Genomic DNA, 13,252 nt, shown 5'->3' on the forward strand with positions numbered 1-13,252 from the left:
CGCGTGGAAAGATGCCGGTCAATCGGCGGGATTATACTTGGCGAGGAAGGATTCGATCGATTGCAGCAATAGCAGCCGGTCAGCCTCGCGCGTGAAATAATGATCGGCGAGCGGCAGCGAGACGAAGTCCACCGTCTTCCCGGCCTTGGTCATTGCCGCATACATGCGCGCCGACTGGCTGTGATCGACCGTCACATCCTTCTTGCCGTGGATCAGCAGCAGCGGCGTCTTGATCCGGTCGATGGCGTTGATCGGCGACACCGCCGCGAAGTCGGGGGTCATGCGCTTCCACTGCGTCCGGTACAGATTGGCGCGCAGCGTGCCGCCGAAATCATTGACCTCGCGCCGCAGATTGGCGACCCCGGCGATCGAGATCGCGCAGCGATACTGGTCGGGATCCTTGGCGATCCCCCACATCGCCGCATAGCCGCCATAAGAGGCGCCGACGACGCACACGCGCTTGGGGTCGGCGATCTTTTCGGCGACCGCCCAGCGCACGCCGTCGGTCACATCATCCTGCATCGCAAAGCCGAGTTGCCCCTCGCCGGCCTTTTCGAACTCGGCACCATAGCCCGTCGAGCCGCGGAAATTGGGCTGCAATACCGCATAGCCGCGTTCGGCGAGGAACTGCGCCCAATAATCGTAGGTCAGCTCGTCCTGGCCCCAGGGTCCGCCGTGCGGCATCACGATGAACGGCAGGTTGGTTGTCGCTCGGCCCCGCGGCATCGTCAGCACGCCCTCGATCTCCAGCCCGTCGCGCGCCTTGTACCGGACGAGCTTGGCGCGCGAGAGGCGCTTCGCCCCGATCTGTTCGTTCATTACCGCAAGACGCGACAAATCGCCGGTCGTCGAATCATAATAATAGAGCAGCCCCGGATTGTCGGGGGTGCTGATCCGCACGAGCATCTTGGTCAGGTCGCGGCTATAGCTGTCGATCCGGACACGCGCCGCGCGGGCCGTCGCGTCCAGCGTATCCTGATGCGCTGCCATCGCCGGGTCGAGCCAGCGCACCGGCTTCAGATCGTCGGCGACGTGAACGCCGAGTAGCTTCGATCCGTCGGGCGCGCGAATGGCGCCTGATATGTCGCCCGCGTCGGGTGCAACGACCGTGCGGACTTCGGCACCGGTAGCAAGATTGACCTCGGCAATCGCGGTCTTGCCATCGTCCCGGTCCTTGTAAACCAACCCGTTGTCGGTGCCGTCGACGAAGAGGATCGGCACCGTCAGCCGCTCGTCATCGCGTAGCGAAGCGCGCTCGATCGACCGGAAAGCCCCTTCTCCGGCGCCACGATAGAGCAGCGTGGCCCGGGTCGTATCGTCGCGATAGCCGATGCCGTAGCGCACCCGGCCGAGATGGTCGGCGCCCCATTCCATAACCCCGGTGCGCGACCGCAGTTCGGTCTTCTTGCGCCCCGTCTCCACATCGATGCGGTATACGGCGGGCCAGAAATCGGCGTTGTCATATATCGAGTCCTGACCCGCGACCAGAATTTCGCTGCTGCCGTCCTTGGGCAGCCAGACGACATCGGACGCATTCTGGCCCTTGAGATCCCATAGTAGCCGCGTGATCTTGCCCGAGGTCCGGTCGATGGCGATGATGCGGGTAACGTACCAATTGTCGGCCTCCACCGCCATCAACGCCCGCAGGCCGACGAGGAGATGATCGTCGTTGACCCAGGTCAGCCAATCGATTTCGGTCTGGTCGGGAACCGCAATGATGACCGATTTGCTCTGATCGCCCAGCACGGGAAGGATGCCGATCCGCTGTTCCCCACGGACCGCGAACAGGCCCGCCATATGCGTTCCGTCGGGCGATAATTCGGTATTTTCCGCAAAGGGAAGCTGCGCAAAGGCGGCCGTGGGCAATGGCGGAGCGGGGGTCGATGCGGTCGTGGCGGGCGCCTGCGCCGCCGCGGGCACGGCCGCCTGCACCAGCGCGCATATCGCCAAAATTACATGTCCCGCAACGCCAGTCCGCATCATATTCCCCCTGTTTCAGCGCTGCCTATCAAGCCGTCACGGAGCCGCCAAGCGGGATCGCTGCCGTTATGGATGACTGCAATGCTCCGCCGCCCCCCTTGCCCGATCCGCAAAGCCCGCTAGACAGGCGCAATAAACTTGCGGGGGACGCAAAACACTTATGGGACATCTTATCGGCCTGCTCGGCATCGTTGCATTGCTTGCGATTGCCGTGCTGTTTTCATCGAACCGTCGCTGGATTCGCCCGCGCGTCGTCGTGCCGGCCTTTTTGTTGCAGGCCGGGTTCGCGCTGCTGGTGATCGGTACGCCGTGGGGCCGCGCGATCATTCAGGCGATGTCGACCGGCGTCGCCAATCTTCTGGGTTATGCCAAGGCGGGAACCGACTTCATTTTCGGCCCGCTCGCCGGACCCGAAATGGGCGGCCACAGCTTTGCGATTGCCGCGCTGCCGGTGATCATCTTCTTCGCCTCGCTTATCTCGATCCTCTATTATCTCGGCATCATGCAGTTCGTGATCAAATGGGTCGGCGGTGCGATCCAGAAGATTACGGGGATTACCAAGGTCGAAAGCCTGGGCGCCGCGGCGAATATCTTCGTCGGGCAGAGCGAGAGCCCGCTCGTCATCCGTCCTTATCTCGCCGGTCTTACCCCGTCGCAGCTCTTCACGGTGATGACGGTGGGCATGGCCGGGGTCGCGGGGACCATTCTGGGCGCCTATGCCAGCATGATCGGCGAACAGCTGCTGCCCTATCTGCTCGCCGCCAGCTTCATGTCCGCGCCGGGCGGCATCCTGATGGCCAAGATCATGATGCCCGACGATCCCAAGGATCTGGGCATCGAACCCGTCATCATGCCAGAGGCGAGCCATGACGAGGAAAAGCCGGCGAATATCATCATGGCGGCGGCGCAGGGCGCGCAGACCGGCGTCAAGCTGGCGGTCGCGGTCGGCGCGATGGTGCTGGCCTTCGTCGCGCTCGTCGCGCTCGCCAACGGGCTGCTCGCCGGGATCGGCGGCTGGTTCGGCTATCCCGATCTGTCGTTCCAGGCAGTCATCGGGGCGATCTTCCGCCCGGTGATGTGGCTGATGGGCGTGCCGTGGGACGAAAGCGCGGCGGTGGGCGGCCTGTTCGGTACCAAGGTCGTGCTCAACGAATTCGTCGCCTTCATCGACCTCGGCAAAATCCAGGGGGGGATGTCGATGGTGTCGGTTGCGATTGCGACCTTTGCGCTGTGCGGCTTTGCCAATTTCAGCTCGATCGCGATCCAGATGGCGGTGACCGGCGGCCTCGCCCCCAATCAACGGCCGATGATCGCCAAGCTGGGGCTGAAGGCACTGCTTGCGGGCAGCCTGTCGAACCTGATGTCGGCGGCGCTCGCCGGCCTGATGCTCAGCTTCACCACACCGATCGCCGCCCCGCCGCCGGCTGCCACACCGGTTGCAGCCACGCCGCTTCCCGACGCGCCGCCCGCGGCCGTCGATACCGCCGCCCCCACCGCGGCCAAGGCACCCTGACCCGCTGGCGGCGCCGCGCAAGGCTCGGTGAGCACGGGATAATTTGCAAGTCTCCCTGTTGTGGCGTAGCTTCGGCACCGGAAAAACGAATCCCGGGTCGCGTTCGCCAAACAGGGAGGTTGTTGATGAAATCCATCCATCGCTGGTCGCTCTTCGCCGCTGCCGCCGCGTCGCTCGGCGGGGGCTTCCTTGCCGCGTCGCAGGCGCAATCGCCCGAAGACAGGATGATGCGTCCGCCCGAGGCGACCATCTATCGCGACGCCGCCTACAAGGGGCCGGCGGTGTTCATTGGCGAAGCGAAGCCCGATCTGGGCCTGTCGTGGCCGGTCAATTCGATCCGCGTGACCAGCGGTCGCTGGGAGCTGTGCGAGAAGACGCGCTATCGCGGCAATTGCCGGACGGTCGAACGCGACACGCCGATGTTGGGTAATATCCTGCGCGGCATCAAGATCCAGTCGATCCGCCCCGTCGGATCGGGCGGCGGCTGGAATCCCGGCCCGGTCGCCAATGATCAGGCGGCGCGCGGCAATTTCGCCGAATTCCACACTCAGCCCGCCACCGGAAATTATCGCGTTCTCGCGTGCCAGAGCGGATCGGCAACCGCCGCCTGCGCGGCGCGGACCGCCGACACATGGTGCCGCTCGATCGGCTGGAACGGATCGGCCCGCGAACATATGGAAACGGTTTCGGGCCGCGTTTATCTGGCCGACGTGCTGTGCGTCCGTTCGGGCTATTGAGGGGAATGGAGATGATCCGAATCGCGAAGCTGGCCGCCGCGGGCGCGGCCATTCTTGTCGTTGCGGGCTGTGCCTCCTACCCGCAGAACACCGGCACGCTTTACGAATGCAATCGCGGCACGCGGTTGCAGGTCGATTATGTGGCGAACGGCGCGATCGTCCGCGTCGACGGCCGCCGCAGCATGGTGCTCAAGGCCGCGCCGACCAACATGGGGCAGGCCTATGAAAACAAGAGCGGCGCGCGGCTGTATCGCAACGGCAACGAGGTGACGTGGAACACCGCCGCGCGCACCGCGCCCGAAAGCTGCCGCCCCGTCAATCGGCCGATGTAGGCGGGGCGCCTCTCCCCCGTTACAGCGTCATTTGCGCAAGCGCCGCCCGGACCTCGCGCGCGAAAAGTTTGGGCTGCTCCCACGCCGCGAAATGGCCGCCGCGATCGACCTCGTTCCAATAGACGATGTTGCGATAGCGCTTTTCGGCCCAGCGGCGCGACAGGCGCATGATCTCGTTCGGGAACAGGCTGCCGCCGGTCGGCACGTCGATCTCGCCCGCCGCGAAGCTGCGGAAACTGTGCCAATAGAGCCGCGCCGACGACGCGGCGCTGGCGGTGAACCAATAGAGGCTGACGGTGTCGAGCATCGCATCTTTCGACAGCGCGCGCTCGGGATGGCCGCCGATCGACTGGCCGCCCGGCTGATGCCCGCAATCGGTCCAGCCGTGGAATTTCTCGACGATCCAGCACATCTGCCCGACCGGTGAATCGGTGAGCGCATAGCCGATGGTCTGCGGCCGCGTCGCCTGCTGCGTCGAATAGCCACTGTCCTTTGCCTGATACCAGCCGAAACGGGCGAGATAGAGTTTTTCGGCGTCGGTCAGATCGGTCATCAGCGCCGGGTCGGGCTGGCCGACGATCATGTTGACATGGATGCCCGCGCAATGGTCGCCATGGCTCATCCCGATGGCGCAGGTGACGGCGCTGCCCCAGTCGCCGCCCTGCGCGAAATAGCGATCATAACCGAGCGCGCGCATCAGCGCGTCCCAGCCCGCGGCGATATGTTCGACGCTCCATTTCGCGGCCGCGGGCTTGCCCGAAAAGCCGTAACCCGGCAGCGACGGGATCACGAGATGATAGTCGGCCGACAGCGTCGTGATCACGTCGAGAAATTCGAGCACGGACCCCGGCCAGCCGTGCGTCAGCACCAGCGGCCGCGCCGCCGGATTGTCCGAGCGGATATGGAGGAAATGGATGTCGAGGCCATCGACGGTGGCCAGATAATTGGGCAGCGCGTTGAGCCGCGCCTCGACCCCGCGCCAGTCATAATCGTCGCGCCAATAGGCCGCGAGTTCCTGCGCATAGGCGAGCGGGACGCCCTGGTCCCAATCGTCGACGGTCTCCTTTTCGGGCCAGCGCGTGCGCGCCAGCCGGTCTTTCAGATCATCGATCGCTGCCTGCGGAACCTCGGCGCGGAACGCGCGGATATTTTCGACCTTCATTCAGTCTCTCCCCCACCTGACTGCTTCGGCTTTGTGTCAGGGCCGCGCCGGCGCCTTGCAACCGCGCTGCAATCCGACGCCCTTCAGGAAGCCGCGACGCACCGTGCCGGCATAGACCGCCTCTGCATAGCGCCGACGTTCGGCATTGGCACCCGTGACCTCGCCGATCAGGCTACGAAAGGGAATGATGGACCCGGCGACGGTGCCCGCGACACGGCCGACGGTTTCCTCGCGCTTTTTCGCCGCACTCTTGTCGGCGGGTTCGTTGACGTCGGGGCCGAGCACGTCGTTCAGTTCGCTGACCTCCCGGATGATCGCCGAACATTTGCGCAAGCCCGCCAGCGAATAGGGGTCGTCCTGGATCGCCTTCAGCTTGTCGGGCACTTCCTTGCCGTCGAAGGGCTCGGTCACACTGTTCGCGGTCGATTTCAGCGTCGAATCTTCGGGCGCGCCTTCCTGCGCCTGCACCGCACCATTGACCGATAGCGCGGCGATGATCGCCAGCGGCAGCCATGTTTTCCGCATCATCCCTGTCCTCCTGTTGTCCGCAGGCGCCCGCACCGGCGCCAGCGGGATAACGAACGAGGACCGATTCGGCTCCCGCCGGGTCAGCGCGTGGGAACGGGCGCCTCGCCGGTCCAATCATAGAAGCCGCGTCCGGCCTTTTTGCCGACCCAGCCCGCCTCGACATATTGGACGAGCAGCGGCGCCGGACGGAATTTGGGATCGCCGGTGCCGCTATGCAGCACGCGGATAATTTCAAGGCAGGTATCGAGCCCGATGAAATCGGCGAGCGTGATCGGCCCCATCGGGTGATTGAGGCCGAGCCGGCATCCGGTGTCGATGTCCTGCATCGTCGCCACCCCTTCGCCGAGCGCGAACACCGCTTCGTTGATCAGGGGCATCAGCACGCGGTTGACGATGAAGCCCGGCGCGTCGTTGGCGTGGACGATTTCCTTGCCGAGTCCGCGGCCGAAGGCTTCGACGCTGGCAAGCGTCGTGTCGCTGGTCGCAAGGCCGCGGATCAGTTCGATCAGGCCCATGACCGGCACCGGATTGAAGAAATGGACGCCGATGAAGCGCGCCGGATCGGGGGCCGCCTGCGCCAGTCGGGTGATCGGAATCGAGCTGGTGTTCGACGCAAGGATCGCACTGTCCGACAGATGCGTGCCGACGCTGGCGAAGATCGCGCGCTTGATTTCCTCGCGCTCGGTCGCAGCCTCGATCACCAGGGCGGCGGGGGCGAAGGCGGCGTGATCGGCGACGGGGGTGATCCGGCCAAGCAGCGCGTCGGCATCGCCCTGCGTCATCTTGTCCTTGGCGACCAAGCGCCCGAGCGCCTTGGCGATCCCCGCCTTGCCGGCTTCGGCGCGGGCGATGTCGATGTCCGACAGCAGCACCTCGTGGCCGGCGCCTGCCGATACCTGCGCGATCCCCGCGCCCATTTGCCCTGCCCCGATAACGCCGACGATCATGATATGCCCTTTCGCTGGAAATCGCAGCTCTGCCCCTAGGGACTGGGCAAGCGTCGTCAAGGCCGAGAGTCGGGCGCGCGCGTCAGGGCGCGGCGCGCACCTCGGTCGCTTCGGCGAGGATCAGCGCGAAAGCGGGATCGACATCGTCCCACGCCGCGATCGGCGTCCAGCCTCCGGCACGGAGGAGCAGGCTGGCGTCGCGCGGCCCATATTTATGGCTGTTCTCGCTGTGGATCGTTTCGCCCTTCGCCATCGTATAAGGACGACCATCGACCATGAAGTCGAGGTCGCACGCCGCCACCAGATGCATTTCGATACGCGCATGAACATCGTTCCAGCAGGCGCGATGGTCGAAATTGGCAACCGGGATCGTGCCGTCTAGTTCGCGGTTGATCCGTTCGAGCAGATTAAGGTTGAACGCCGCGGTGACGCCAGCCGAATCATCATAAGCGCGTTCGAGGGTGCCGATATCCTTGATCCGGTCGACCCCGATCAGCATCAGCGCGCCGTCGCCGAGCGCGCTGCGCCAATGGCGGAGCAGATCGACCGCGCTGCGCGCCACCATATTGCCGATCGTCGAACCCGGAAAGAAACCGAGTTTGGCAAGGCCGCAAATCTCACGCGGGAGCGCGACCGGCTGGGTGAAATCGGCCTCGACCGGATAGACCGGCAGATCGGGAAAACGCGCCGAGAGGGCGGCCGCGCTGTCGCGCAGGAAATCGCCCGAAATATCCACCGGCACATAGGCGCCGGGCGCAATGGCATCGAGCAGCAGCGGCGTTTTCGTCGAGCTGCCCGATCCCAGTTCGACCACCGCGCGGTCCGGCCCGATCGCCGCCGCCAGTTCGCGCGCATGGCGGGTGAGCAGCGCCACCTCGCTGCGCGTCGGATAATATTCGGGCAGCCCGGTAATATCCTCGAACAACGCCGATCCGGTCGCGTCATAGAACCAGCGCGCCGGAATCGCCTTTTGCGCCTGCGACAATCCCGCATGAACGTCGGCGCGAAAGGCGATATCGATGCCGCTGTCATCGGCATCGACCTGCCGCAATTGGCGAACAACGCCCATGATCACAAATCCTTGGCAAGGCGCAGGCCGGTGAACTGCCAGCGCTGGTGGGGGTAGAAGAAATTGCGGTAGGAGGCGCGAACATGGCCGCGCGGGGTCGCACAGCTGCCACCGCGCAGCACGAACTGGCCGCTCATGAACTTGCCGTTATACTCGCCGACCGCGCCCGGCGCGGCGCGAAAACCGGGATAGGGGCGATAGGCGCTGCCGGTCCATTCCCAGACCCCGCCGAACATCCCCGCAAGCGCAGCGCCGTCCGATGCGGCGCCGTCCGCCGCCGCCGGATGCACCGGGCCGGCGGCATCGAGCTGCTGCCCCGCGCGCGGATCATATCCCGCCGCCGCCGCTTCCCATTCAAATTCGGTCGGCAACCGCGCCCCGGCCCAGCTGGCGAAGGCGTCGGCTTCGAAAAAACTGATGTGCGTCACGGGAGCGGCGGGATCGATCGCCTGCCATCCGGCAAGGGTGAACTGGCGATCGCCCTCCCAATAGGCGGGGGCGTCGACGCCTTCGGCCTGGACCCATGCCCAGCCGTCGCTGAGCCACAGCGACGGGGTGCGATAGCCGTCGTCGGCGATGAAGTCGCGCCACTCGCCGTTCGTTACCGGTCGATTGGCGAGCGCATGCGGCGCAAGAAGCGCCGAAAAGCGCGGAAGTTCACAGTCGAATGCGAAACCCTCGCCTTCATGCCCCACGGCAACGATCCCTTCCGCTCCCGCGATCCAGCGCAGCGGCCCCGCCGCGGCAGCCGATGCCGAAGAATCGGCGGAAAACTGCGCAACTTCATTCGCGATTGCACTGTCGGAAGCGTCCCAGACGGCGGGGCCGAGCGGGTTCTGCGCGAACAGATGCTTGATGTCGGTGAGCAGCAATTCCTGATGCTGCTGTTCATGATGGATGCCAAGCTCGACGAGCGCGCGCGCGGCCGGCGACAGCGTCGGCAGCGCCTTCACGATCGCCGCATCGACATGCGCGCGCCAATCGCGCACCGCATCGAGCGACGGCCGCGTCAGCAGGCCGCGGCGCGGGCGCGCGTGGCGCGGCCCCTCTGCCTCATAATAGCTGTTGAACAGATAAGCGAAGCGGTCATCGAACAGCGAATAGCCGGGGCAATGATCGCGCAGGACGAAGGTTTCGAAAAACCAGCTCGTATGGGCGAGATGCCATTTGGCGGGCGATGCGTCGGGCATCGACTGCACGCTGGCGTCGGCGTCGGACAGGCGCGCGACAAGGTCGAGCGAGAGCTGCCGCGTCGCAGTGAAGCGCCGAGTCAGGTCGTCCGCCAAAGGAGCGGTCGTGGGCGAAGCATCGGTTCGGCTGGCCATGGTTTGACAATCCCCCGAAGAGCGATTCGGTTTCGTCGCCTGCCCCAATATGGTTACAGGACGGAGAATTGTCTAGAACAAAAGAAGAACAATATGACGATCGGTCCTAGCGCGTCGCGCCGGGTTTCCACAGGATGTCACCCCCCGCCGCGGCGTTGAGGTGGCGCGTCGCGACGAACAGATGGTCGGACAGGCGGTTAAGATAGGCAAGCGCCAGCGGGTTGAGCGGCCGCGTCGCCGACGCCGCGACCGCCGCCCGTTCGGCGCGGCGCGCGATCGCGCGCGCGAGGTGGAGGCGCGCCGCGGCTTCGGTGCCACCGGGCAGGATGAAGCTGGACAGCGGCGCGAGCCTGTCGTTCATCGCGTCGATCTCCGCCTCCAGCCGGGCGATCTGGCTCGCGACGATGCGCAGCGCCATTTCGTGCGGGCCGAAGCCATGCTGCGGATCGGCAGGCGTCGCGAGATCGGCGCCAAGGTCGAACAATTCGTTCTGGATGCGCGCGAACATCGCCGCTGCCTCGCCGCCCGCGGGCAGCGCCGTGACCGCGATGCCGAGGGCGCTGTTCGCCTCGTCGACGTCGCCGATCGCTTCCATCAGCGCGTCGGACTTGGCGATGCGCGACCCGTCGACGAGGCCCGTCGTGCCGTCATCGCCGGTGCGCGTATAGATTTTGTTGAGCTTGACCATAAGCGAGGGGCCGCGGGCAGACGCGCCGCGATCAGCTGCCCGCGGCGAGAAGGCCGATCAGCACGATCAGGATGATCGTCACCGCCTGCCACTTCACGCGCGCCATCATCATCCGGTTTTGCATGAGCTGATTTTCATGCTCATTGCCCTCCATCGCGGCGCGGTGACCCTGCGCGAAATAGAAGAGCCCGCGCGCGAGCGCGAAGAGGACGAGGCCGGCCGACGCAACGACCGCAAGGATGAGAAGCACCTGCATGTCTTCTATTTAGGGCATTTGCAGCGAATATCCAGCCGGAAGCCGCCCGGCGCGCAAATCGTCGGCCAGCGCGCGCCCGTCCGCGCCCGCAGCGCGCAGCGCGGCAAGCGCCGCCGCGCCGTCGCGCTTGGCGAGCCGCTTGCCGTCGGCGCCGCAGACAAGCGCATGGTGGCGGTAGACCGGCGTCGCAAAACCAAGCAGCGCCTGAAGCAGCCGGTGGACGTCGGTCGAGGCGATCAGATCGGCGCCGCGAACCACCAACGTCACCCCCATCGCGGCATCGTCGATCGTGCTCGCGAGATGATAGCTGGCAGGGGCATCCTTGCGCGCGAGGACGACGTCGCCATGCGCGGCGGGATCGGCGGCGCGCGGCCCATGCGCGTCCTCCTCCCAGACGAGCGGCCCCGCAATCGCGACCGCGCTTGCCATGTCGAGCCGCCAGCAATGCGCCTCCTGCGCCAATCGCCGTTCGCGCTCGGCCGCGCCGAGGTGGCGGCAGGTGCCGGGATAGAGCGGCGCGCCGTCCGCCGGTGCGCCGTGCGGCGCCGCGAGGCTGGCGGCAATATCGGCGCGGGTGCAGAAGCAGGGGTAGACGAGCCCGCGGGCACGAAGATCGGCAAGCGCGGCGGCGTAATCGCCCAGATGCTGCGACTGGCGAACCGGCGCGCCGTCGAAAGTCAGGCCCAGCCACTCGAGATCGGCGAGCGCAGCGCCGACAAACGCCTCCCGCGAGCGGCTGCCGTCGATGTCGTCGATGCGGAGGTGGAACGCCCCGCCCGCGGCGCGCGCGGCATCGTGCGCCAGGATCGCGCTGAACGCGTGGCCAAGGTGCAGTTCGCCGGTCGGGCTGGGGGCGAAGCGGGTCAGCATGGCGTGGCGGCCGAATCCATATGCTGTGGGGCTCTCAATCCATCCATTCCATATATTGCGACACATCCCCCCTTGACGCCAGATTCTGATGCGTCATGTAATGATGGTGTCACGCGAGGAAGGCAGTGGCGCGCCATCCCGAGCAGCATAGGGGGCAGCGTTACCAAGCCATGTTCCATCCCGATCTTGCCCGGCATCCCGATAATTGTCCGGCTCTCGTCCTGAATGCAGATTATACGCCGCTGAGTTATTACCCGCTGAGCCTGTGGCCGTGGCAGACCGCGGTCAAGGCGGTATTCCTCGACCGCGTCACGATCGTCGAGAATTATGAGCGCGAAATCCATTCGCCGACGCGGACGATGCCGATCCCCAGCGTCATCGCGCTGCGACAATATGTGAAACCGTCGCAATATCCCGCCTTCACGCGCTTCAACCTGTTCCTGCGCGATCGCTTCGCCTGCCAATATTGCGGGTCGGGCAAGGATCTGACCTTCGACCATGTCGTGCCGCGGCGGCTGGGCGGGCGGACGAGCTGGGAAAATGTCACCACCGCCTGTGCGCCGTGCAATCTGCGCAAGGGCGGGCGAACGCCGGCGCAGGCGCATATGCCGCTGCACCAGAAGCCGTGGCGCCCGACGAGCTGGCAGCTTCAGGACAATGGCCGCGCCTTTCCGCCGGGCTATCTGCACGAAAGCTGGATCGACTGGCTTTACTGGGACGTCGAACTGGAGGGCTGACAGGCCCGGTTCAGCCGGAGGGTGCCAGACGGTCGCCAGATATTTGGTCAACAGGAGTATCGTCATGAACCGCGCCGTCGCTTCGCTCGCCATCGGCCTCGCCGCCCTCCCGCTCGCCGCCTGCGCAAGCTTCGCGCCCGCCGAGCAGCCCGTGTCGGTGACCGGCGCAATCACCTATCGCGAGCGTATGGCGCTGCCGCCGACGGCGCAGGTCGAGGTGACGCTGGCCGACGTCAGCCTGATGGATGCGCCCGCGTCGGTGATCGCACGCCAGAGCTTCACCGCCGACGGCCGACAGGTGCCCTTCGCCTTTTCGCTGACCGTCGACCAGCGCCGGCTCGACCCGCGCCACAGCTATGCCGTGGCGGCGCGGATCACCGATGCGTCGGGCAAGCTGATGTTCATCACCGACACGCGCAACAGCGTGACCTTCGACGGGGCGCCGCGGATCGACCTGGGGACGCTGGTGATGGTGAAGACGCGCTAGTTTCGACCTGATTGCTCCAAATCGGACAGAAGCGAAAGCCGTGACTGGCCCACACTGGTTCAGCGCGTTAACTCGTGCATGCGAGCTGTTCGCATGCAATGCGATCAGCCGCTGATGACAGGGGGACAACGATGGCTTATGAGGGTGGTATCGGGAGTACATTCAAGAAGTTGTGGTCGCCGGAACTTACGACCCGCGCCGGTGCATTGAGTGCCGCTCAAACGGCTTCTACGGCGCTCAATATTGTCGCGACGCTCAGCGCGCTCAGGCTGTGGTTTACCTTTGGCACTGACCCTTTGGTCCGGCTTATTGGTGCATCGAATCCGGTTGTCTTAATTGCCATCGCTCAAATTCTCCTGATGTTTGTCGCCGCCGCTCTTCTTCGCCAAGGCCGAGGCATAATTCCCGGAATCCTTGCGACGCTCCTCTATTTTGTCGGTGCGATTTTGTGGAGTACGCCAACAAGTTGGATAGTGGGCGCGGTTCTGCTTGGTGCGATGGTCGGAGGCATTCGCGGTGCCATTGCCCTAAAACGCGGCAAGGGCTTCTCCGACGACGTCTACGAAACATTCGCCTGACAAGACGACCGGCCGCGCATAGCTATGCGCGCGCGCTGCCCTT

15 protein-coding genes are annotated in these 13,252 nt (G+C 65.4%); 6 read left to right on the top strand and 9 right to left on the bottom strand.

Annotated features, from left to right (window positions below):
* Positions 1-18 precede the first annotated feature (18 nt).
* Positions 19-1,983, bottom strand: coding sequence for an alpha/beta hydrolase family protein (locus EBMC1_RS04500; RefSeq protein ID WP_003041279.1), 1,965 nt, complete (start codon positions 1,981-1,983; stop codon positions 19-21).
* A gap of 157 nt (positions 1,984-2,140) precedes the next feature.
* On the opposite strand from EBMC1_RS04500, the gene EBMC1_RS04505 reads away from it, so the two are divergent.
* The 3 genes from EBMC1_RS04505 (at position 2,141) to EBMC1_RS04515 (ending at position 4,562) form a co-directional block, all read left to right on the top strand.
* Positions 2,141-3,493 (top strand): NupC/NupG family nucleoside CNT transporter, encoded by a 1,353-nt coding sequence (locus tag EBMC1_RS04505; RefSeq protein WP_003041282.1) that lies wholly within the window; start codon positions 2,141-2,143, stop codon positions 3,491-3,493.
* 125 nt (positions 3,494-3,618) lie between these two features.
* Entirely contained in the window at positions 3,619-4,230 is a 612-nt protein-coding gene (locus EBMC1_RS04510) for a beta/gamma crystallin-related protein (protein WP_003041284.1), read from the top strand.
* 11 nt (positions 4,231-4,241) lie between these two features.
* Positions 4,242-4,562 (top strand): MliC family protein, encoded by a 321-nt coding sequence (locus EBMC1_RS04515; RefSeq protein WP_162928219.1) that lies wholly within the window; start codon positions 4,242-4,244, stop codon positions 4,560-4,562.
* A 19-nt stretch (positions 4,563-4,581) separates the two neighbouring features.
* Here the strand turns inward: EBMC1_RS04515 and EBMC1_RS04520 are convergent, their stop codons facing one another.
* From EBMC1_RS04520 to gluQRS, 8 genes are all read right to left on the bottom strand, one after another.
* Positions 4,582-5,724, bottom strand: coding sequence for an epoxide hydrolase family protein (locus tag EBMC1_RS04520; protein WP_003041291.1), 1,143 nt, complete (start codon positions 5,722-5,724; stop codon positions 4,582-4,584).
* 36 nt (positions 5,725-5,760) lie between these two features.
* Positions 5,761-6,252, bottom strand: a complete 492-nt coding sequence (locus EBMC1_RS04525; protein WP_003041294.1) for a hypothetical protein — start codon at positions 6,250-6,252, stop codon at positions 5,761-5,763.
* Between the two features lie 80 nt (positions 6,253-6,332).
* On the bottom strand, positions 6,333-7,199 hold the full coding sequence (locus tag EBMC1_RS04530) for a 3-hydroxyacyl-CoA dehydrogenase NAD-binding domain-containing protein (protein ID WP_003041296.1): 867 nt from the start codon (positions 7,197-7,199) through the stop codon (positions 6,333-6,335).
* A gap of 82 nt (positions 7,200-7,281) precedes the next feature.
* Positions 7,282-8,268, bottom strand: coding sequence for an L-histidine N(alpha)-methyltransferase (egtD, locus tag EBMC1_RS04535; protein WP_003041299.1), 987 nt, complete (start codon positions 8,266-8,268; stop codon positions 7,282-7,284).
* 2 nt (positions 8,269-8,270) lie between these two features.
* Complete coding sequence (egtB, locus tag EBMC1_RS04540) at positions 8,271-9,593, bottom strand: ergothioneine biosynthesis protein EgtB (RefSeq protein ID WP_003041301.1); 1,323 nt, start codon at positions 9,591-9,593, stop codon at positions 8,271-8,273.
* Positions 9,594-9,699: 106 nt separating this feature from the next.
* Positions 9,700-10,281: a cob(I)yrinic acid a,c-diamide adenosyltransferase gene (locus tag EBMC1_RS04545; RefSeq protein ID WP_003041304.1), complete on the bottom strand. Its 582-nt coding sequence runs from the start codon at positions 10,279-10,281 to the stop codon at positions 9,700-9,702.
* A 31-nt stretch (positions 10,282-10,312) separates the two neighbouring features.
* Positions 10,313-10,537, bottom strand: coding sequence for an HIG1 domain-containing protein (locus tag EBMC1_RS04550; RefSeq protein ID WP_003041307.1), 225 nt, complete (start codon positions 10,535-10,537; stop codon positions 10,313-10,315).
* Positions 10,538-10,546: 9 nt separating this feature from the next.
* A complete protein-coding gene (gene gluQRS / locus EBMC1_RS04555; protein WP_003041309.1) occupies positions 10,547-11,407 on the bottom strand; it encodes a tRNA glutamyl-Q(34) synthetase GluQRS in 861 nt (286 codons plus the stop codon).
* Positions 11,408-11,577: 170 nt separating this feature from the next.
* Between gluQRS and EBMC1_RS04560 the strand changes: the two genes are divergently transcribed.
* The 3 genes from EBMC1_RS04560 to EBMC1_RS04570 all read left to right on the top strand — a co-directional run bounded on the left by EBMC1_RS04560 (position 11,578) and on the right by EBMC1_RS04570 (position 13,209).
* Positions 11,578-12,144 (top strand): HNH endonuclease, encoded by a 567-nt coding sequence (locus EBMC1_RS04560; RefSeq protein WP_003041310.1) that lies wholly within the window; start codon positions 11,578-11,580, stop codon positions 12,142-12,144.
* Positions 12,145-12,208: 64 nt separating this feature from the next.
* Positions 12,209-12,631, top strand: a complete 423-nt coding sequence (locus tag EBMC1_RS04565; protein ID WP_003041314.1) for a YbaY family lipoprotein — start codon at positions 12,209-12,211, stop codon at positions 12,629-12,631.
* A 131-nt stretch (positions 12,632-12,762) separates the two neighbouring features.
* Entirely contained in the window at positions 12,763-13,209 is a 447-nt protein-coding gene (locus tag EBMC1_RS04570) for a hypothetical protein (RefSeq protein WP_003041316.1), read from the top strand.
* The last annotated feature ends 43 nt before the right edge of the window (positions 13,210-13,252 follow it).

The organism is Sphingopyxis sp. MC1 (assembly GCF_000371385.1).
Classification (GTDB): Bacteria; Pseudomonadota; Alphaproteobacteria; order Sphingomonadales; family Sphingomonadaceae; genus Sphingopyxis; species Sphingopyxis terrae.

What these genes read in the sequence shown, in the direction of transcription:
- EBMC1_RS04500 (WP_003041279.1), bottom strand. Translation starts at nt 1,983, where the DNA reads ATGATGCGGACTGGCGTTGCGGGACATGTAATTTTGGCGATATGCGCG.
- EBMC1_RS04505 (WP_003041282.1), top strand. Translation starts at nt 2,141, where the DNA reads ATGGGACATCTTATCGGCCTGCTCGGCATCGTTGCATTGCTTGCGATT.
- EBMC1_RS04510 (WP_003041284.1), top strand. Translation starts at nt 3,619, where the DNA reads ATGAAATCCATCCATCGCTGGTCGCTCTTCGCCGCTGCCGCCGCGTCG.
- EBMC1_RS04515 (WP_162928219.1), top strand. Translation starts at nt 4,242, where the DNA reads ATGATCCGAATCGCGAAGCTGGCCGCCGCGGGCGCGGCCATTCTTGTC.
- EBMC1_RS04520 (WP_003041291.1), bottom strand. Translation starts at nt 5,724, where the DNA reads ATGAAGGTCGAAAATATCCGCGCGTTCCGCGCCGAGGTTCCGCAGGCA.
- EBMC1_RS04525 (WP_003041294.1), bottom strand. Translation starts at nt 6,252, where the DNA reads ATGATGCGGAAAACATGGCTGCCGCTGGCGATCATCGCCGCGCTATCG.
- EBMC1_RS04530 (WP_003041296.1), bottom strand. Translation starts at nt 7,199, where the DNA reads ATGATCGTCGGCGTTATCGGGGCAGGGCAAATGGGCGCGGGGATCGCG.
- egtD (WP_003041299.1), bottom strand. Translation starts at nt 8,268, where the DNA reads ATGGGCGTTGTTCGCCAATTGCGGCAGGTCGATGCCGATGACAGCGGC.
- egtB (WP_003041301.1), bottom strand. Translation starts at nt 9,593, where the DNA reads ATGGCCAGCCGAACCGATGCTTCGCCCACGACCGCTCCTTTGGCGGAC.
- EBMC1_RS04545 (WP_003041304.1), bottom strand. Translation starts at nt 10,281, where the DNA reads ATGGTCAAGCTCAACAAAATCTATACGCGCACCGGCGATGACGGCACG.
- EBMC1_RS04550 (WP_003041307.1), bottom strand. Translation starts at nt 10,537, where the DNA reads ATGCAGGTGCTTCTCATCCTTGCGGTCGTTGCGTCGGCCGGCCTCGTC.
- gluQRS (WP_003041309.1), bottom strand. Translation starts at nt 11,407, where the DNA reads ATGCTGACCCGCTTCGCCCCCAGCCCGACCGGCGAACTGCACCTTGGC.
- EBMC1_RS04560 (WP_003041310.1), top strand. Translation starts at nt 11,578, where the DNA reads ATGTTCCATCCCGATCTTGCCCGGCATCCCGATAATTGTCCGGCTCTC.
- EBMC1_RS04565 (WP_003041314.1), top strand. Translation starts at nt 12,209, where the DNA reads ATGAACCGCGCCGTCGCTTCGCTCGCCATCGGCCTCGCCGCCCTCCCG.
- EBMC1_RS04570 (WP_003041316.1), top strand. Translation starts at nt 12,763, where the DNA reads ATGGCTTATGAGGGTGGTATCGGGAGTACATTCAAGAAGTTGTGGTCG.